Raw genomic sequence first — 19,195 nt, 5'->3', positions numbered from 1 at the left:
GTGTGGTGGTGGTGTCGTCGGTGGCCTACGGGGCCGGTTGTTACTGCGTACCGCAGGGTGAGGTGCGGTCGGCGTCCAGCCACGGCAGGTCGTGGCCCATCCGGTCGCGCTTGGTGCGCAGGTAGCGCAGGTTGTGCTCGCCCGCCTGCACCGGCATCGGCTCCCGGCCGGTGACGCGCAGCCCGTGCCGCACCATCGCGGCGGTCTTCTCCGGGTTGTTGGTCATCAGCCGCAGGGACCTGACGCCCAGGTCGGTGAGGATCTGCGCGGCGGCCGCGTAGTCGCGGGCGTCGGCGGGGAGGCCCAGTTCCAGGTTGGCGTCGAGGGTGTCGCGGCCGCGCTCCTGCAGCTCGTAGGCGCGCAGCTTGGACATCAGCCCGATCCCCCGGCCCTCGTGCCCGCGCAGGTAGAGCACCACGCCCCGGCCCTCCTGCTGGACGCGCTCCAAGGACGCCTCCAGCTGGGGCCCGCAGTCGCAGCGCTGGGAGCCGAAGACGTCACCGGTCAGGCACTCGGAATGCACCCGTACGAGCACGTCCTCACCGCCCGCGGGGTCCCCCGGACCGGTGAGGTCGCCGGTGACCAGGGCGATGTGCTCCACCCCGTCGACGGTCGAGCGGTAGCCGTAGGCGCGGAACTCGCCGTGCCGGGTGGGCAGCCGGGTCTCCGCCTCGCGCCGCACGGTGGGCTCGGCGGAGCGGCGGTAGGCGATCAGGTCCTCGATGGAGATGATCCGCAGCCCGTGCTTGCGCGCGAACGGCACCAACTCGGGCAGCCGCAGCATGGTGCCGTCCTCGCCGGCGATCTCCACGATCGCTGCGGCGGGCCGCAGCCCGGCCAGCCGGGCCAGGTCGACACCCGCCTCGGTGTGCCCGGCGCGGGCGAGCACCCCGCCCGGCTTGGCGCGCAGCGGGAAGGCGTGCCCGGGGCGGACGAAGTCCTCAGGGGTGGTGTCGGGGTCGGCGAGCAGCCGGATGGTGGCGGCGCGGTCGGCGGCCGAGATGCCGGTGGTGACGCCGTGGGCGCGCGTCGCGTCGACGGTGACGGTGAACGCGGTGCCCATGGACTCGGTGTTCTCGGCGACCATCTGGGGCAGTGCGAGCCGGTCCAGGTCGGCGCCCTCCATGGGGGTGCAGATCAGGCCGCGGCACTCGCTCATCATGAAGGCGACGATCTCGGGGGTGACCAGCTCGGCTGCCATCACCAGGTCGCCCTCGTTCTCCCGGCTCTCGTCGTCGACGACCACGACCGGACGGCCCTCGCCGATGTCGCGGATCGCCTCCTCGACGGGGTCGAGCGCGAGCACGAACTCCGCGTCGGCCTCCGCCGGTTCCCCGGGGACGGGGAGGCGCGGGGCCGGCGGTGCGTCGTACCAGTTCGGCAGCGCGGTCATGGGCGTGCTCCTTCCTTGGTGGTGCGCTCGGGTGGCGTGCTCCGCGTCCGCTGCGCGGCTCCGGCCGGCGTTCACAGGGCGGCCCCGGCGGAGTTGAGCGCGGGCTCCGCGCGCGCTGCGGCCAGTGCGCGGGCCTCCACGCGGGAGCGCTGCCACCAGGCGCGCAGGCCCCACAGGACGAGGCCGAGGTAGACGACGTAGACGAGGCCGGAGAAGGCCAGCCCGCTGCTGAAGGCGAGCGGCACCCCGACCACGTCCACCAGCAGCCAGGCGAACCAGAACTCGACCAGGCCGCGGGCCTGGGCCACCATCGCCGCCAGCGTGCCCACGAAGATGTAGGCGTCAGCCCAGGGGCTCCACGAGAGAGAGGGGACGAGGGTGAAGAGGGTGCCGACGGCGGCGGTGCCCAGCGCGGTGCCGAGCGCCAGCAGGCCCCGTTCGCGCCAGGTGGCGAACCGTACGGCGATGGAGCCGTCCTGCGCCCGCTGGTTGCCGCGCCGCCACTGGCGCCAGCCCCACAGCGCCACCCCGATGACCAGGAGCTGCTTGCCGACCCCGCCCGCCAGATGCGCGGAGGCGAAGGCGCTGACGAGTATCAGCCCGGACAGCAGCTGCGCGGGCCAGGTGCCTATGGAGCGCCGCCAGCCCAGCGCCAGGCCGAGCAGCCCCATGAGGTTGCCGAGCATGTCGGACCAGATGACGTGCTGCCCGAAGGCGGAGAACGCCTCCTGGTTCAACCAGTGGAAGCCGCTCATCGGGTCGCCTCGCTTCGGCGGAGCTCGTTGGCGAGGCCCGGCGCCGAGGCGCCCAGCAGCCGCTCGACGTACTTGGCCAGGACGTCGACCTCCAGGTTGACCGGATCGCCCGGCTGCTTGGTGCCCAGCGTGGTGAGCGAGAGCGTGGTGGGGATGAGGGAGACGGTGAAGTGGTCGTCGGCGGCCTCCACGACCGTGAGGCTGACGCCGTCCACGGTGATGGAGCCCTTCTCGACCAGGTACCGCCCCAGCCCCTCGGGCAGCGCGACCGTGAGCTCCGTGCCGCTGTCCGCGTCGTGCCGTGCGGTGAGGGTGCCGGTGCCGTCGACGTGGCCCTGGACGAGGTGGCCGTCGAGCCGCCCGCCGAGCGCCATCGGGCGCTCCAGGTTGACGGGCGAGCCCGCGGTGAGTGCTCCGAGGCTGGAGCGGTGCAGGGTCTCGGCCATGACGTCGGCGGTGAACTCGCCGTCCCCCGTCTCCACGACGGTCAGGCACACGCCGTTGACCGCGATCGAGTCGCCGTGCCGCGCGTCGGCGGTGACGCGCGGTCCGCGCAGCCGCAGCCGGGCCGAAGCGCCCTGGTCCTCTACGGCGACGACCTCGCCCAGCTCTTCCACGATTCCGGTGAACACTCAGGACTCCTCGGGCTGCTCGGACTGCTCGGACTGCTCGGCCCGCGCGGTGGCGGGGCCGGTGGCGGTGCTCGCTGTGGTGCTCGCGGCGGCGGCCGTGCGTACTGTCTGGGGCGCGGTGGCGCCCACGGCGGTGATCCGCAGGTCGGGCCCGAGCCGCACGGTCTCGCTCACGGTCAGCCGCAACGCCTGTGCGATCGTGCTGATTCCGGCCCCGCCCAGAGCGGGCGGTCCCGCGCCCAGCAGTACGGGGGCGAGGTAGCCGACCACCCGGTCGACCAGCCCGGCGGCGACGAAGGAGCCCGCCAGGGTGGCGCCGCCCTCCAGCAGCACGGCGCGCACATCGCGGGTCTGCAGGGCGGTCAGCAGCGCGTCCAGGTCGAGCCCCGCGCCGTCCGCCGAGCGGGGCAGCCGCAGCACCTCGGCCGGGCTCGCGCCTGCTGCGGCCTCCAGTGCGGCGGTGTCCGCGTCCTGGGCGACGGCGATCACTGTGGGCGCCGCGTCGTCGAGCACGCGCGCCCCGGCCCGTACGACCGACGCCTCGGTGTCGAGGACGACGCGGAGCGGCTGGACGGCGCCGGGCACATCGCGCACGGCCAGGTGCGGGTCGTCGGCGCGGGCGGTACCGGCACCGACCAGGACGGCGTCGGACTCGGCGCGCAGCCGGTGCACGTCGGCACGGGCCTCGGCCGAGGTGATCCAGCGGCTGGAGCCGTCGGCCGCCGCGGTTCTGCCGTCGAGGGTGGCGGCGTACTTCCAGGTCACATACGGACGGCCGTGCAGTACGGAGGTCAGCCAGGCGGCGTTGCCCGCCGCGGCCTCGTCGGCCAGCAGACCGCCCTCGACGTCGAGACCGGCGGCGGCCAGCGTGAGCGCGCCGCCCGCGGCGTCGGGGCTGGGGTCGGCGACGGCGTAGACGACACGGGAGATGCCCGCGTCGATGAGCGCCTGCGCGCAAGGGCCGGTGCGGCCGGTGTGGTCGCAGGGTTCGAGAGTGACGACAGCGGTGCCGCCGCGGGCGTCCTCGCCGGCTTCGGCGAGCGCGTGCACCTCCGCGTGCGGGCCGCCTGCGCGCTGGTGCCAGCCCTCCCCCACGGTGCGTCCCGCCTGGTCGAGAACGACGCAGCCGACGACGGGATTGGGGCTGGTGGAGCCGAGTCCCCGCGCGGCGAGGGCGATGGCACGGCGCATCGCGTCGCGCTCCGCCTGCGGCGCGTACGGCGCTTGGGGGTGGGGGGCCACCGGGTCCTCCTGCCTCTTCGGGCACGGACTCCGGGGCTGCTTCGGGACTTTGTGACGGACGCGCGCCTTGGAACGACCCGGCCGGACGGGAGGGGCCCGATTCCGGTTCTGCCTTCTCCGGAACGGGACCGCCGCCGACGGCGGTGCACCGGTTGCGGTCCGCCGCGCACTGCCTCCCATCCGGACTTTAACCGTCGGTCCAGGAATCTCACCTGGTCAACCGGCCGCTGGCTGCGGCCGGGTCGCGGACTGTAACCGCCGGTTCGGACTTTCACCGACCCCGGAGTGCGCTGACGTCACTGGTACTCCCCCAGCCTGTGGCCGGGAGGTACCCCCAGTCTGCCACGTGGTGCCGGGGACTATGCGAGTCGAGCCTGTGTGGTGACTCACAGCAGCCCCGGAGATCCCATGCGTTGCCGGGCCCGCACGGGTTCGAGCGGCGGGCGAGCGGGGCACGATCTGCCGGGGGCCCGCAGGCGGCACCGGTACGGCTGGGAGGCGAGATGCGTACGGGCGAGAGCGGGCCGGGGCGGCGGACCGGGGCGCGGACGGGTTCGAGAGCGCCTGCCGACTCGCCGTCGGGGCGCCAGGTGGAGGGCGTTCCTACTGGGCACCCGGCCGACACCGGCAGCGGTGAGCGTCCGGCGCCTGCCGTACGGGCCGCGCGTGCGGCGGTCTCCGTGAGCTTCGCGGTGCACGGGACCGCGAGCGGCACCTTCGCCACCCGGATTCCCTGGCTGCGCGAACATCTGGGCCTCAGCCCCGGCTGGCTGGGCCTGGCACTGGTGTTCATGACGGTCGGCGCTTCGGCCGCCATGCCGCTCTCGGCACGGCTGGCACACCGCTACGGGCCGCGCAGGGCGCTGGCCGCCGTATCACTGGCCTGCTGCGCCGGACTGGCGCTGCCGCCGCTCGCCCCCGCGCTGGGCTGGCTGTGCCTGGCGCTGTTCGTGTACGGCTGCGGCCTCGGGCTGATGGACGTGGCGATGAACGCCCAGGGGGTGCGGGTCGAGGCCGCCTACGGCCGCTCGGTGATGTCGGGGCTGCACGGTCTGTGGAGCGTGGGCACCCTGGTGGGCGGCGCCGGAGGCGTGGTCGCCGCGCACGCCGGGCTGGACGCGCGGGTGCATCTGGGGGTGGCTGCGCCGCTGCTGGCCGCGGTGGCGGTGGTGGCGGCGAGGTGGACGCCGGGAGGGGACGGCTGGGGCGCACGACGGCCGGACGTCGCCGACGGAGCCGACGGAGACGACACGGCCGGGGAGGCCGGCGAGCCCGGGGAGGCTCAGGCCCCGCCCCGATTCGCGCTGCCCTCACGCGGAGTGCTGGCGATCGGTCTGCTCGGCTTCTGCGCGGTGTTCGCCGAGGGCGCCTCGATGGACTGGTCGGGCATCTACCTGGCCGATGTGACGGGTGCCGGGCCCGGTCCGGCCGCCTCCGCGTACACGGCGTTCGCCTGCACGATGGCGCTGGCGCGGCTGTGCGGGGACGCCGTGGTGCGGCGGTTCGGGCCGGTGGCGACCGTACGCGTCGGCGGGGTGCTGGCCTCGGCCGGCGCCGCGCTGGTGGTCGCAGCGCGGACGCCGCCCGCGGCCGTGGCGGGGTTCGCACTGATCGGGGTGGGGATCGCGGTGATCGTGCCGCTGTGCTTCGCGGCGGCGGGTCGCCTGTCCGCCGCGGCGCCCGGGCAGGGCATCGCGGGGGTCGCCACGCTGGCGTACGCGTCGGGGCTCGCGGCGCCGGCTGCCGTGGGCTGGATCGCCGAGTCGACGAGCCTGTCCGTGTCGTTCGCCGTGGTCACGGCGCTGTTGCTGGCGCTGCCGGTCGCCGCTCGGGTGCTCCGTACCTAGCTTCTCCCGGAGGGGGCTGCCCTCCAGAGCAGCGCCCCCGCACCCGGCGGAGGAGCCCCGTGCGGTCGAACTAGTATGTGGGCCGATCAAAATCGGCCAAGGAAGCGGGAGCGACATGGGCGGGCTCGGCGTGCGGTGGAAGGTGCACGGCGACGGGCGCGTCCCGGCGCCCGGCGCCGTGGTGCGGCCGGACGAGCGGCTGTCCTGGCCGCGCACCGCGGGGCTCGGCGCCCAGCATGTGGTGGCGATGTTCGGGGCCAGTTTCGTGGCACCGGTCCTGATGGGCCTGGACCCGAATCTGGCCATCATGATGTCCGGGCTGGCGACGATGATCTTTCTGCTCGCCACCCGCGGCCGGGTACCGAGCTATCTGGGGTGCAGCCTCTCCTTCGTCGGGGTGGCCGCGGTCATCCGCGGCCAGGGGGGCAGCAGCGCCACGGTGACCGGCGCGATCCTGGTGGTCGGCGCCGTGCTCTTCCTCGTCGGGCTGGCCGTGCAGCGGTTCGGTGCGCGGATCATCCACGCGGTGATGCCGCCGGTGGTGACCGGCGCGGTCGTCATGCTGATCGGCTTCAACCTGGCTCCCGTGACGGCGTCGACGTACTGGCCGCAGGACCAGTGGACGGCGCTGCTGACCATGCTGCTGACCGGGCTCGCCGTGGTGTGCCTGCGCGGCTTCTGGTCGCGGATCGCGATCTTTCTGGGGCTGGTGGCCGGGTATCTGATGTCGTGGGCGTTCGACACCGTCTTCGGCCGGATTCATTCGCCGGACGCGAGTGGCAAGACGGTGGATCACTGGCGGCTGGATCTGTCGGGTGTGGGCAAGGCCGACTGGTTCGGGCTGCCGTCCGTGCACGCGCCCGACTTCTCCTGGTCGCCGGTGCTGGTGGCGCTTCCGGTGGTGATCGCGCTGGTGGCGGAGAACGCGGGACATGTGAAGGCGGTCGGCGAGATGACCGGCGACCCGCTGGACGACAAGCTCGGCACGGCGATCTCCGCGGACGGTGCCGGCAGTGTCCTCTCGACGGCGTTCGGCGGCCCGGCCACGACGACGTACTCGGAGAACATCGGCGTCATGGCCGCCACCCGGGTCTACTCGACGGCCGCGTACTGGGCTGCCGCCTGCTTCGCGCTGCTCTTCGGGCTCTGCCCCAAGTTCGGCGCCGTCGTCGCGGCCATCCCCGGCGGGGTGCTGGGCGGTATCACCGTGATCCTCTACGGGATGATCGGTCTGCTCGGCGCGCAGATCTGGATCAACAACGGTGTCGACATGCGCAATCCGCTGAACCTGGTACCGGTCGCCGCGGGCATCATCATCGGGATCGGCGGCGTCGATCTGAAGATCACCGAGAACTTCGAGCTCGGCGGCATCGCCCTGGGCACCCTGGTGGTGCTCACCGGCTACCACGCGCTCAAGGCACTGGCCCCGGCCCATCTCAAGCGGCAGGAGCCGCTGCTGGACGAGGGGACCAGCGGCTACGACGAGGGGTACGACGAGCCGCGCTGAGCCGACCCCGCCGGCACGGCCGTCGCTGCGGCGCCGTCCTCCGTCCGGGGGCCGTACCGGCCGGGCTGCCCGCACGGCGTGCGAGTGGCTGTCAGGCTGCGGGCATGACCTCAACGGACCAGGTTCCGGCGCAGCGCGTGGCCTCGTCGGCGCCCATCGCCGAAGTGACGGCCCAGATGCGCGAGATCGGTGCGACTCTGCCCAGACAGGACGGTGTGGCGGTCTTCAACCGGGTGTATCTGTCGGTGACCGAGGAGCTGGAACGGCGCCTGGTCGCGGGGTATTTCGAGGACCGGGCCGCCACCGGGGAGCTGGGCACCCGGTTCGCGCGGCGCTTCCTGGACGCGGTGGACGCCGAGGCCGCCGGGCTGCGGCTGCCCTCCTGCTGGCGGCCGCTCTTCCGCTTCCGGCGCCATCCCTCCGTCCACCCGCTGCAGTTCGCCCTGGCGGGCATCAACGCGCACATCTGCCACGACCTCCCGCTGGCGCTGGTGGACACCTGCCGGGCGCTGTCGGCCGTTCCGGAGGATCTGGAGGCGGACTTCGAACGGATCGGGGAGTTGCTGACCGGGCTGGAGGAGCGCATCCGCGAGGAGCTGATGCCGGGGCCCGACCTGCTGGATGTCGCCGATCCGCTCACCCATCTGGTCGGCTCGTGGAGCCTGGAGCGGGCCAGGGGCGGCGCCTGGGTCTCGTTCCGTGCGCTGTGGGGACTGCGCAGGTGCGGGGAGCTGCTGGAGGAGATGGCGGAGGGGCTGGACGCGACGGTCGGGACGGCCGGGCGGTGCCTGCTGACGCCGCTGTGGCACTGAGCAGGCACGCCCGGGCACGCCCCCGTACGTCCGGTCAGTCCTCCGGGAGCTTCACCGGCTCGATCTCGTCGAACACGTCACCGGGCCCGGGGTTGGCCGGGTCGGTGCTGCCGCCCAGGTGGTGCATGACGCCCCAGACGGCGTTGAGCGCGGTCTGCACGGCGCCCTCGGCCCAGCCGGCGGTCCAGGAGATGTCGTCACCGGCGAGGAAGAGGCCCCGCCGGTCGGCGGGCAGCGTCTCCTGCATGAAGTGGGTGAACAGCCGCCGCTGGTAACGGTAGTGGCCGGGCAGGTTCGCCTTGAACGCGCCCAGGAAGTAGGGCTCGTCCTCCCAGGAGACGGTCAGCGGGTTGCCCGTGATGTGCTTGCGGATGTCGACGCCGGGATAGATCTCGCCGAGCGACTTGAGCATGACCTCCATCCGCTCGCCCGCGTCCAGCGGCAGCCACTTGAGGCTGTCGTCGCACCAGGTGTAGGAGAGGCAGATCACGGCCGGCTTGTCGGGGCCGTCGTCCAGCAGGTAGGTGCCGCGGGTCATCCGGTCGGTGAGGGTCATGCTCATCGTGTCGCGCCCGGTCTCGGGGTCCTTGTCCAGCCAGAACGGCCGGTCGACCGGCACGAACAGCTTGGAGGACTCCATGTAGTGGGTGCGCTCCACCGCCGTCCAGTGGTCGATGGGCAGCAGCGCGTCGTCGCAGTCGATACGGCTCAGCAGCAGCCAGGACTGCGCGGTGAAGACGGCGGCGCGGTAGGTGCGGATGTCACCGTCCGCGTCGGTGACCGTCACGCGGTTCCCGGCCGTACGGTGCAGCCTGGTGACGGCGGGGCGGTGTACGCCGCCCGGGTGCAGCGACTTGAGGCTGGTGCCCTGCGGCCAGTGGACGAGCTTGTCCGGCTCGCGCTCCCACAGCCGCAGCGGAAGCTGCTGGCAGCCGCCGACGATGCCGCGGTGGTCGTCGTCGGCGCCGGTGTAGACGACGCGCAGGATCTCCAGGATGGAGTTGGGGAAGTCGGTGTCCCAGCCGCCGGTGCCGAACCCGACCTGGCCGAAGATCTCCCGGTGTCGGAAGGAGGCGAAGGCCGCCGAGTCGCACAGGAAGCCGTAGAAGGTCTGGTTGTCCAGCTTCTCCACCAGCTGGGACCAGATCTCGCGGATGCGGGGCACGTCCCGCTCGCGTATCGCCTGCTGCATCGCGGAGAAGTCGGCGCCCTCCTCCAGGCACGCGTTCCAGGCGTCCATCACCTGGTGGTAGACGGGCGGCAGGTCCTCCAGCGTGCGCGCGTAGTGCGTCTCGCCCTTGAGGTCGATGACGGTGGAGGGCGTATCGGGTGCCAGCGGGTTGGGGAACGGCTTGGTCTCCAGGTCCACCAGGTCGATGTAGTGCTGGAGCGCGGTGGAGGACGGCGGGAACCGCATGGCGCCCATCTCCGCGTTCAGCGAGGGGTCGCCGCCCTCGAATGTCGCCGTCCGCAGCCGCCCGCCGAGCTGGTCGGCCTCGTAGACGACCGGCTTGAGCCCCATCTTCATCAGCTCGTAGGCGGCCACCAGGCCCGAAAGGCCGCCGCCGATGACGGCGACCTCGGTGCCGTGTTCGGTCGGCGGCACGGCGCCGAGACCCGCGGGGTGCGTGAGGAAGTCATCGTAGGCGAACGGGAAGTCGGGCCCGAACATGGTCAGCGGGGGCTGCGGGCGCTGCTGGGCTTCCTGCCGCTCGTCGTGCTCGTGGGCAGCGTTGGGCACGGTGGGCACGGTGGACGTCATGAGGGGTCGGCTCCTGGGTGGTGCGGGAGTGCTTGAGGGCGTGCGCGCGTGAGGCTTCGGCGGCTAGCGCGGGTACAGCTCGGGGCGGCGGTCGGCCAGATACGGGTTGCGGTCGCGGGAGGCGCGCAGCGCCACCGGGTCCGCGTCGGCGACCAGCAGGGCCTCGCCGCTGCCGTCGGCGCGCACGGGGACGCTGCCGTCGGGTGCGGCCAGGCAGCTCAGTCCCGCGAAGTCGAACTCGCCCTCACGGCCGACGCGGTTGGCGTAGGCGACATACAGCTGGCTCTCCACCGCGCGCGCCACCACCAGCGTCTCGGCGACGGTGTCGTACGGGCGCATCAGCGCGGTGGGCACCAGCAGGACGTCGGTGCCCGCCAGCGCGTGCGCGCGGACCGCCTCGGGGAACTCCACGTCGTAGCAGATCAGCAGCCCGAGCCGGAGACCGTCCAGCTCGGCCTGGACGGGCAGCAGCTCGCCGGGCGTGTAGTGCTTGGCCTCGTAGGGGCCGTACAGGTGCGTCTTGCGGTAGTTGGCGAGTGCGGTGCCGTCCGGGCCGACGAGCTGTGCGGAGTTGTGGACCGCGCCGTCCTCGCCCCGCTCGGGGTAGCCGTAGACGATGGCCACGCCGTGCTCGGCGGCGATCCGGGAGACGGCGGCCGCGCCGTCTCCCGCTGCCGGTTCCGCCGACCGCGCCGGGTCCTCGAGCGCGTAGCCGGTGAGGGACAGCTCCGGGGTGACCAGCAGCCTGGCACCCCGCGCCGCGGCTTGCTCGGCGGCGCCGTCGAGGGAGGCCAGGCCGCCGGAGCCCGCGGTGGAGGGCTGGGCCTGGGACTGGTGAAGAGCGATTCGCACGCCTTCGACGCTACGGTCGGCCCAGGTGCGCCACAAGCGGGGGATCTTGCGAAGTGACCCGCGGTCTGTTGCGTGTCAAGCCGGGATCGCGTCGATCTGTTGCGCACAGCTCGTGAGAATGGCGCCGCTCACAGCGGCGGGCCCGCGGTGTAGCGGCGCAGCAGTGGGGAGAGCACCAGAACGGACTTGGTGCGCTCGACGAAGGGCTCCCCCGCGATCCGTTCCAGCACGGCCTCGAAGTGCCGCATATCGGCGGCGAACACCTGTACGAGGGCATCGGCCTCCCCGGTGACCGTGGAGGCCGCCACCACCTCGGGATAGGGGGCCAGCGCCCGGTGGATGTCCTCCGGCGAGGTACGCGAGCGGCAGTACATCTCGATGAACCCCTCCGTCTGCCACCCCAGCGCGGAGGGGTCGACCCGTACGGTGAACCCGGTGATCGCGCCCCGCTCCCGCAGCCGGTCGACCCGCCGTTTCACGGCGGGCGCCGACAGGCCGACCTCGGCTCCGATGTCGGCGTACGTACGGCGGGCATCCTCGGCGAGGGCGTGGACGATGCGTTCGTCGAGATCGTTCAGTGACACGGCGCTCAGTAGAACACGGGTCATGTTCCGGCCACGGGGTGCCACTGTTCGTTGTTTGCGGGCTGCGGGTGTTGCGTGGCTGGTCGTACGGCACCCCGCACCCCTTCGGGGCGCCGCCCTAGCCGCGTGCCGGTACCGCACGCACCCAGTCGTGCCGGTCCGTCAGCCAGCGGTCCACCTTCAGGCCCGAGGCGGCCAGCACCTCGGTGAAGACGGGTTCGGGCAGCACTCGCGAGAAGTACGTCTGCGTCCAGGTGTGTTCCTCGACCACGTACTCCACGCGGGTACGCACGACGCCGTCCCCCACGGGCTCCACCTCTGTGGTGGTGATGGAGATGCCCTCGCCCCTCCAGCCGTGTCCCGGGCGTACGTCCTCGTTGCGGGTGTCGTGCTGGCGCTGGATGACCACGCAGCCGTCGTCGGCGACGTGCCGGGCGCAGGCGGACAGCAGCCCGGTGCGCTGGTCGTCGTCGGCGCTGTTGACGAGGAAGGAGGCGAGGGTCACCACGTCGAAGCGCTCGCCCAGGTCGAGGTCCTCGATGGTGGAGCGCACGGTCCTGGCGTCCTCGATCAGGTCGAGCATGCCGGGCGACTCGTCCACGGCCGTGACCCGGAAGCCCTGCCGGACCAGAGCCCTGGTCATCCGCCCTGCGCCCGCGCCGAGTTCGAGCAGGGTGCGGCCACGGGGCTCCGCGACGGCGGAGGCGACGATCGCCGCCTCGCCCATGTCGGGCAGCCGGGAGTAGACCTCGACGGCACAGCCGTCCGGAGTGATCTCACCAGGACCCGTACCGGCGTTCGCATGACGCGTATATGTGCTCATGGGCGCCATCCGATCATGCAACGGGCGCCCGGGGAAGGGCAGTTGTGCAACCGGCGCCGCACCCCCTGCGGGGCGCGGCGCCGGCGTGGTGGGGCGGCGGTGAGGTCACCGGCCGACGTGCGGGGAGATCACCAACTGGCGTGCAGCGGCTTGCCCTCCGCGTAACCGGCGGCGCTCTGCACGCCGACGACGGCGTTCTCGGCGAACTCGTCCAGCGTGGCGGCTCCCGCGTAGGTGCAGGCGGAACGGACCCCGGCGATGATCGAGTCGATCAGGTCCTCGACGCCGGGACGGGCCGGGTCCAGGAACATCCGGGAGGTGGAGATGCCCTCCTCGAACAGCCCCTTGCGGGCCCGGTCGTAGGCCGACTCCTCGGCCGTACGGTTGCGTACGGCACGCGCCGAGGCCATGCCGAAGGACTCCTTGTAGAACCGCCCGTCGGCGGACTGCTGGAGGTCGCCAGGCGACTCGTAGGTGCCGGCGAACCAGGACCCGATCATCACATTGGAGGCACCGGCGGCCAGGGCCATGGCGACATCGCGCGGGTGCCGCACACCGCCGTCGGCCCACACGTGCTTGCCGTGCTTGCGGGCCTCGGCCGCGCACTCCAGCACGGCGGAGAACTGCGGCCTGCCGACGCCGGTCATCATGCGGGTGGTGCACATGGCGCCGGGGCCGACGCCGACCTTGACGATGTCGGCGCCCGCCTCGATCAGGTCGCGTACGCCCTCGGCGGCCACCACGTTGCCCGCCACGATCGGCACGGCCGGGTCGAGGCCGCGGACGGCGCTCAGCACCTCGAGCATGCCCTCCTGGTGCCCGTGCGCGGTGTCCACCACGAGGGTGTCGACGCCCGCGTCGAGCAGCGCCTTGGCCCGCGCCACGGCCTCGCCGTTGATGCCGACAGCGGCGGCGATGCGCAGAGCTCCGTCGGCGTCGACGGCGGGGGTGTAGAGCGTGGCCCGCAGCGCGCCCTTGCGGGTGAGGATGCCGGCGAGCCTGCCGTCGGAGTCCACGGCGGGCGCGAACTTGAAGTGCGCCGCGTCGAGCTTGTTGAAGGCGTCGCGCGGGTCGATGTCCGCGTCGAGCACCATCAGCTCGCTCGTCATGACCTCGGAGAGCTGGGTGAAGCGGTCGACGCCGGTCAGGTCCGACTCGGTGACGACGCCGACGGGCCGGCCGTCGCGGACCACGACACCGGCGCCGTGCGCCCGCTTGGGCAGCAGCGAGAGCGCGTCGGCCACGGTCTGCGTGGGGGCGAGGGTGATGGGGGTGTCGAGGACGTGGTGCCGTCGCTTGACCCAGCCGATGACCTCGGTGACGACGTCGATCGGGATGTCCTGGGGGATCACCACGAGCCCGCCCCGGCGGGCCACGGTCTCGGCCATCCGGCGTCCGGCGATGGCGGTCATGTTGGCGACCACCAGCGGGATGGTGGTGCCGGTGCCGTCGGGCGAGGACAGGTCCACGCCCTGCCGGGAGCCGACCGCTGAGCGGTTCGGCACCATGAAGACGTCGTCGTACGTCAGGTCGTACGGGGGCCGCTGATCATTGAGAAAACGCACGTACTTAAGTCTCCCACGTCCGCACATCCATGCGACCACGGACGATCCGCCGGAGTGCCGCGAGGGCTCTGGTGGGATCGCACAGCGCGGTTACGCACCCCGGGGCGGCCGGTTCCGAAGGGTGACCACGTGGGAGGCCGAACCCACGGTGGGTGGCCGCTCATGACGAGTGGCCGGCCCCCGCCACCTGGTCCGGGGTGCGCTCCTCGGACCGGCCCGCGGAGTCCTCATGCCGGGCGCCGTCCGTGCGTCCGGCCTCCCGGCGCGTACGACGAGTGTCGGCCAGGCCCTTGAGCCCCCGTACGGCGGGCTCCGTCCAGCGCGCTGTCAGCGGCCCGAAGATCACCAGGATCATCACATACGCCGTCGCCAGCGGAGTGATCCGCGGATCGGTGCCGGCGGCGAGCCCCGCGATGACGATGGAGAACTCGCCCCGCGCCACCAGGGCCCCGCCCGCGCGCAGTCTGCCCTTGCTCCCCACACCGGCGCGCCCCGCCGCGTACCAGCCGGTCATCACCTTGGTGATCACGGTGACGACCGCCAGTGCCAGCGCGGGCAGCAGCACCGGCGGGATATCGGCCGGCACGGTGTTGAGCCCGAAGAAGACGAAGAACACCGCCGCGAACAGATCGCGCAGCGGGGTCAGCAGGCTGCGCGCGTTCTCCGCCGTCTCCCCCGACAGCGCGATACCCACCAGGAAGGCCCCGACAGCCGCGGAGACCTGGAGCTTGGCTGCGATACCGGCGATCAGCAGGGTCAGCCCGAAGACGACGAGCAGCAGCATCTCGGGGGTGTCGGAGCTGACGGCGCGGCTGATGTGGCGGCCGAACCGCAGCGCCACGAACAGCACGAGGCCCGCGCTGCCGACCGCGACGACCATCGTCAGGCTGGTGCCCGCCACACCGAGCCCGGCCACCAGCGCCGTCAGCAGCGGCAGATAGAGGGCCATGGACAGGTCCTCGATCACCAGCACACCCAGGATGACGGGGGTCTCCCGGTTGCCCAGCCTGCCCAGGTCGGTGAGCACCTTGGCGATCACACCGGACGAGGAGATCCAGGTGACGCCGGCCAGCGCGACGGCCGCCACCGGCCCCCAGCCCAGCAGCACTGCGGCCACCGCGCCCGGCACCGCGTTCAGCGCGAAGTCCACGAGCCCGGACGGGTACTGGGTCTTCAAGCTGGTCACCAGCTCCGAGGCGCTGTACTCCAGGCCGAGCAGCAGCAGGAGCAGGATCACCCCGATCTCCGCGCCGACCTCGATGAACCCCTCGCTGGCGGTCAGCGGGAAGAAGCCGCCGTGTCCGAAGGCCAGGCCGCCCAGCAGGTACAGCGGGATCGGGGAGAGCCCGATCCGGCCCGCGAAGCGGCCGACCAGCCCCAGGCCCAGAATGACGGCGCCGAGCTCGATCAGCAGAACGGTGGTGTCGTGCACAAAGGGCCTTTCAGTTGTCCAGCGGCTGCCTGGTCCTGCTCAGGTGCCGGCGATGATCCGGGTGAGCTCCTCCACGCCCTCCCGGGTGCCGACCGCGACCAGGGTGTCGCCCGCCTCCAGGCGGAAGTCCGGTCCCGGCGAGGGAACGGCACCGGTACGGCGCAGCACGGCGACGATCGAGGCACCGGTGCGGGTCCTGGCCCGGGTCGCGCCCAGCGGCTCCCCGCTGAACGGCGACTGGCCGGACATCGGGATGCGGACGGTGACCAGGTCGATCTCCATCTCGCACGTCCCCAGCCTGGGGTTCTCCCCCGGCGCGAGGATCTCGGCGAGCGAGGCGGCCTCCTCCTGGTCGAGCTGCACCGTCGCCTGGCAGGCGTCCGGGTCGTCCTCCCGGTAGAAGCCGAGGAACCTGCGGCCGTCCTGGTGCGCCACCACCGAGATGTGCCGGCCGCCGCGGGTGGCGATGTCGTACTGCTTGCCGAGCCCTGGCAGCTTGGTGCTCTTGGTCGTCATGGCGTGCTGCCCTTCTGAGAACCTTCCGGGACGCGAACCGCTAGGAAGCGGCGGTGCTGTCCGGGTCCGTACGCTCCAACGCCGGACGGGGGCCCGGCTGTTCCTCGTTCAGCAGCCAGTCGGCGGCCGCCGTGTCCGTGACCAGGCTGGTGACCAGGCCGGAGCGGAGCACGGCACCGATGGCCGCCGCCTTGCGGTGCCCGCCGGCGATGGCGACGACCTCCGGGATCCGGCGCAGCCGCTCGGCCTCCACGGTGATGCAGCGCTCCCCCAGGTCGCGGCCGATCCGCCGGCCCTGCGCGTCGAACAGGTGGGCCGACATCTCGGCGGCCACCCCGAGTGACGAGTAGTGGTCGCGCTCCTTGTCGCTGAGCATGTCGTGCACCGTGGAGATGCCCGGCTCCCAGGAGCCGATGGAGACTGCGGCGACGGTCACCTTGTCGAAGTACTCGAAGGCGCGTGCGATGCCGGTCTGACTGCGCAGCGCGGCCGCCGTGGCGCTGTCCGGGAGCAGCATCGGCGCGTAGATGGGGTGCGCTTCGCCCCCGGCCACCTCGGCCGCCCGCCGTACGGCCTCGACCGAGCCGCGGTCGGCCGTTCCGGCGTCGTACACCCCCGTCAGTTGTACGACCGTGCAGGGCGGCAACTGGCGTAGCGCGGTCGCCATGTGGATGGTGGAGCGGCCCCAGGCCAGCCCCAGCACGTCGCCGTCGGTCACCAGCTCGCCGAGCAGATCCGCTGCGACCTCGCCGAGGTTCTCCGGGTCCGCCGCGTCGTCCACGGCCTCGGTGGGCGACTCGACGACGACCGCGTGCCGCAGCCCGAAGCGGGCACGCAGCGCGTCCGAACGCTCGGCGTCCAGCTCGGCGGGCACCCGGATCTCGATGCGCACCAGGTCACGTTCGAGCGCTGTCTCCAGGACCCTGGCCACCTTGAAGCGGCTCACCCCGAACTCGTCAGCGATCTGGATCTTGGATTTGCCCTCCAGATAGAAGCGGCGCGCCATCGCCGCAGCCTGCATGAGTTCGGCGGGTCCCATTCGCGTGGCTCGCCCCGACGACACCGCTCTCACCTCACTGTCTTGCCGTGTCCGCGCTCTCGGCACAGTCGCGCCGCGCGTTCATCCTTGCAGATCCCCTGACGTGTGTGACCGTGGTCACCCAGCGTTCACCTCAGCCCTCCCGGCCCGACCCCGCCGCTTCCTCCGCCTGCTGCCGCAGCGCGCGGACGGCTGCCGCCGGATCGTCCGCGCCGTAGACGGCCGAACCCGCGACGAACACATCGGCGCCCGCCTCGGCGCAGCGCTCGATGGTGGAGGCCGAGACGCCGCCGTCGACCTGCAGCCACATCTCGAGGCCGTGCTTGTCGATGAGCTGCCGCGTTCTGCGGATCTTCGGCAGCATGATGTCCAGGAACGCCTGCCCGCCGAAGCCCGGCTCCACCGTCATCACCAGCAGCATGTCCAGCTCGGGCAGCAGGTCCTCGTACGGCTCGATCGGGGTGGCGGGCTTCAGCGCCATCGAGGCGCGCGCTCCCTTGGCCCGGATCTCGCGGGCCAGCCGCACCGGCGCGGCCGCGGCCTCCGCGTGGAAGGTGACCGAACCGGCCCCGGCCTCCACATAGGCGGGCGCCCAGCGGTCCGGCTCCTCGATCATCAGATGGCAGTCCAGCGGGATGTCCGTCGCCCTGCGCAGCGACTCCACCACGGGCACGCCCAGGGTCAGATTGGGCACGAAGTGGTTGTCCATCACATCGACGTGCAGCCAGTCGGCACCGGCCGCCCCGTCGGCGCCTTCGACGCGCCGCGCCTCCTCGGCGAGGCGTGCGAAGTCGGCGGACAGGATGCTGGGGTTGATCTGAGCCATGACTACCAGTATTCCGTGTGGGTGTTCGAGGTGATCACGCGGTACGGCGCAGCAGCGCCAGATACATCGCGTCGGTGCCGTGCAGGTGCGGCCACAGCTGGATGTCGGGGCCCTCCCCCAGATCCGGCACGCCCGGCAGCAGCGGACGCGCGTCCACCCGCTCAGCGGCCGGTGTCCCCGGCTCCGTGGTGTCCCGCTCCTTCTCCAGCCCGCGCAGCACGTCGTCCACCACGGCGCGGGTCTCCGCCAGATGCGGCGAGCAGGTCGCATACGCCACCACACCGCCGACCCGGGCCGACTGAAGCGCCTGCCGCAGCAGTCCCCGCTGCAACGACGCGAACCCCGCCAGGTCCTCAGGGGTGCGCCGCCAGCGCGCCTCGGGCCTGCGCCGCAGCGCCCCCAGCCCGGTGCAGGGCACATCGACCAGCACCCGGTCGAAACTGCCGGGCGCCCAGGCGGGCCGGGTACCGTCCGCGGCGACAACCGCCCACGGCCCCGGGTTCCCCTCCAGAGCGCGGGCGACCAGCCGGGCCCGATGCGGCTGCTTCTCGGACGCCAGCAGCGCCGCGCCCCGCTCGGCCGCCAGCGCGCCCAGCAGCGCCGCCTTGCCGCCCGGACCCGCACAGGAGTCCAGCCAGCGCTCGTCGGCACCCTCCAGCGGCGCCTGCGCCAGCGCGAGCGCCACAAGCTGGCTGCCCTCGTCCTGTACCCCGGCCCTGCCCTCGCGTACGGCGTCCAGCGCCCCGGGCTCGCCGCCCTCGGCCAGCCGTACCGCGTACGGCGACCAGCGGCCCGGCGCCATCCTTCCGGTGCGGTCCGCCGCCGCGCTCAGCTCCTCGACGGTGGCCCGGCCGGGGCGGGCGACCAAGGTGACCTCGGGCCGCTCGTTGTCGGCCTCCAGCAGCGCGGTGATGTCCTTGCGCCCGCCTCCGAGCGCGTCCCACAGCGCGGAGACCACCCAGCGGGGGTGTGCGTGACGCAGCGCGAGGTGCTCCTCGGGGTCCTCGTCGTAGGGCGGTGCGATCCGCTCCAGCCAGCCGTCCAGATCGTCGGCCGTGACGCGCCGCAGCACCGCGTTGACGAACTTGGCCCGGCCGTCCCCCAGCACCACGCGGGCCAGCTCCACCGTGGCGCTGACCGCGGCGTGCTGCGGAATACGGGTGCCCAGAAGCTGGTGGGCGCCGAGCGAGAGCACGTCCAGCACGGGCGGGTCCACCTCGCGCAGCGGCCGGTCGACGCACTCGGCGAGGATCGCGTCGTAGGTGCCCTGCCTGCGCAGGGTGCCGTACACCAGCTCGGTCGCCAGCGCGGCGTCCCGCGCGTCGAGGCCGCCGTCGGCCGGGTCCTTCTCGCGGGCCTTCCGCAGCAGCGGCGGCAGTACCAGGTTGGCGTAGGCGTCCCGCTCGTCCACCGCGCGCAGCGCCTCGAAAGCGAGGATGCGGACGGGGTCCTTGCGCGGACGCCGGTACCGGTTGCCGCCCCGGCGGTTGCCGCCCCGGCGGGGTTGAGTGCTCACAGGTGAAGGTGCTCCGCAAGATGGGGGTTTCGAGACCTCCACCCTACGACCCCGCTGCCCGGAGCCGGTCACGGGTCGTGCGGGGCCGGGCG

At 72.8% G+C, this 19,195-nt stretch carries 17 protein-coding genes and 1 riboswitch; of the genes, 3 read left to right on the top strand and 14 right to left on the bottom strand.

Annotated elements, in window-relative coordinates:
- Nucleotides 1-40: 40 nt before the first annotated feature.
- The 4 genes from HC362_RS28685 to ribD all read right to left on the bottom strand — a co-directional run bounded on the left by HC362_RS28685 (nt 41) and on the right by ribD (nt 3,971).
- Nucleotides 41-1,393: a bifunctional 3,4-dihydroxy-2-butanone-4-phosphate synthase/GTP cyclohydrolase II gene (locus tag HC362_RS28685; RefSeq protein ID WP_243087068.1), complete on the bottom strand. Its 1,353-nt coding sequence runs from the start codon at nt 1,391-1,393 to the stop codon at nt 41-43.
- Nucleotides 1,394-1,464: 71 nt separating this feature from the next.
- The gene (locus HC362_RS28680) at nt 1,465-2,148 is read right to left on the bottom strand and encodes a nicotinamide mononucleotide transporter family protein (RefSeq protein ID WP_243087067.1); all 684 of its coding nucleotides are present in this window, start codon (nt 2,146-2,148) and stop codon (nt 1,465-1,467) included.
- A complete protein-coding gene (locus HC362_RS28675; RefSeq protein WP_243087066.1) occupies nt 2,145-2,780 on the bottom strand; it encodes a riboflavin synthase in 636 nt (211 codons plus the stop codon). The genes HC362_RS28680 and HC362_RS28675 overlap by 4 nt, the downstream gene beginning before the upstream one ends.
- Complete coding sequence (gene ribD, locus HC362_RS28670) at nt 2,781-3,971, bottom strand: bifunctional diaminohydroxyphosphoribosylaminopyrimidine deaminase/5-amino-6-(5-phosphoribosylamino)uracil reductase RibD (protein ID WP_243088865.1); 1,191 nt, start codon at nt 3,969-3,971, stop codon at nt 2,781-2,783.
- 213 nt (nt 3,972-4,184) lie between these two features.
- Nucleotides 4,185-4,315: riboswitch (FMN riboswitch) on the bottom strand.
- A 210-nt stretch (nt 4,316-4,525) separates the two neighbouring features.
- Between ribD and HC362_RS28665 the strand changes: the two genes are divergently transcribed.
- The 3 genes from HC362_RS28665 to HC362_RS28655 all read left to right on the top strand — a co-directional run bounded on the left by HC362_RS28665 (nt 4,526) and on the right by HC362_RS28655 (nt 8,188).
- Complete coding sequence (locus tag HC362_RS28665) at nt 4,526-5,869, top strand: MFS transporter (RefSeq protein ID WP_243087065.1); 1,344 nt, start codon at nt 4,526-4,528, stop codon at nt 5,867-5,869.
- A gap of 115 nt (nt 5,870-5,984) precedes the next feature.
- The gene (locus tag HC362_RS28660; protein WP_243087064.1) at nt 5,985-7,376 is read left to right on the top strand and encodes a solute carrier family 23 protein; all 1,392 of its coding nucleotides are present in this window, start codon (nt 5,985-5,987) and stop codon (nt 7,374-7,376) included.
- Nucleotides 7,377-7,480: 104 nt separating this feature from the next.
- The gene (locus HC362_RS28655; protein WP_243087063.1) at nt 7,481-8,188 is read left to right on the top strand and encodes a DUF5995 family protein; all 708 of its coding nucleotides are present in this window, start codon (nt 7,481-7,483) and stop codon (nt 8,186-8,188) included.
- Nucleotides 8,189-8,222: 34 nt separating this feature from the next.
- Here HC362_RS28655 and HC362_RS28650 read toward each other — a convergent pair whose 3' ends face one another.
- The 10 genes from HC362_RS28650 to HC362_RS28605 form a co-directional block, all read right to left on the bottom strand.
- Complete coding sequence (locus tag HC362_RS28650; RefSeq protein ID WP_243087062.1) at nt 8,223-9,950, bottom strand: NAD(P)/FAD-dependent oxidoreductase; 1,728 nt, start codon at nt 9,948-9,950, stop codon at nt 8,223-8,225.
- A 63-nt stretch (nt 9,951-10,013) separates the two neighbouring features.
- Nucleotides 10,014-10,796, bottom strand: a complete 783-nt coding sequence (locus HC362_RS28645; RefSeq protein ID WP_243088864.1) for a carbon-nitrogen hydrolase family protein — start codon at nt 10,794-10,796, stop codon at nt 10,014-10,016.
- Between the two features lie 134 nt (nt 10,797-10,930).
- Entirely contained in the window at nt 10,931-11,386 is a 456-nt protein-coding gene (locus HC362_RS28640) for an Lrp/AsnC family transcriptional regulator (protein ID WP_209266577.1), read from the bottom strand.
- A gap of 118 nt (nt 11,387-11,504) precedes the next feature.
- Nucleotides 11,505-12,209 (bottom strand): class I SAM-dependent methyltransferase, encoded by a 705-nt coding sequence (locus HC362_RS28635; protein WP_243087061.1) that lies wholly within the window; start codon nt 12,207-12,209, stop codon nt 11,505-11,507.
- A gap of 128 nt (nt 12,210-12,337) precedes the next feature.
- Nucleotides 12,338-13,801 carry a GuaB1 family IMP dehydrogenase-related protein gene (locus tag HC362_RS28630; RefSeq protein WP_243088863.1) on the bottom strand — a complete coding sequence of 488 codons (1,464 nt, stop codon included), beginning with the start codon at nt 13,799-13,801 and terminating at the stop codon, nt 12,338-12,340.
- A gap of 133 nt (nt 13,802-13,934) precedes the next feature.
- Nucleotides 13,935-15,206, bottom strand: a complete 1,272-nt coding sequence (locus HC362_RS28625; RefSeq protein WP_243087060.1) for a cation:proton antiporter — start codon at nt 15,204-15,206, stop codon at nt 13,935-13,937.
- 39 nt (nt 15,207-15,245) lie between these two features.
- Nucleotides 15,246-15,722, bottom strand: a complete 477-nt coding sequence (locus HC362_RS28620; RefSeq protein ID WP_243087059.1) for a TrkA C-terminal domain-containing protein — start codon at nt 15,720-15,722, stop codon at nt 15,246-15,248.
- A gap of 40 nt (nt 15,723-15,762) precedes the next feature.
- Nucleotides 15,763-16,761 (bottom strand): sugar-binding domain-containing protein, encoded by a 999-nt coding sequence (locus tag HC362_RS28615; protein WP_209266574.1) that lies wholly within the window; start codon nt 16,759-16,761, stop codon nt 15,763-15,765.
- 133 nt (nt 16,762-16,894) lie between these two features.
- Entirely contained in the window at nt 16,895-17,587 is a 693-nt protein-coding gene (rpe, locus tag HC362_RS28610) for a ribulose-phosphate 3-epimerase (RefSeq protein ID WP_243087058.1), read from the bottom strand.
- A 34-nt stretch (nt 17,588-17,621) separates the two neighbouring features.
- Complete coding sequence (locus HC362_RS28605) at nt 17,622-19,103, bottom strand: transcription antitermination factor NusB (protein ID WP_243087057.1); 1,482 nt, start codon at nt 19,101-19,103, stop codon at nt 17,622-17,624.
- Nucleotides 19,104-19,195: the final 92 nt, after the last annotated feature.

This window comes from Streptomyces sp. 891-h, from assembly GCF_022760275.1.
Lineage (GTDB): Bacteria > Actinomycetota > Actinomycetes > Streptomycetales > Streptomycetaceae > Streptomyces > Streptomyces spirodelae.
Note: the sequence above shows the minus strand (reverse complement) of the source record. Positions and strands in the feature narration are given on the sequence as shown.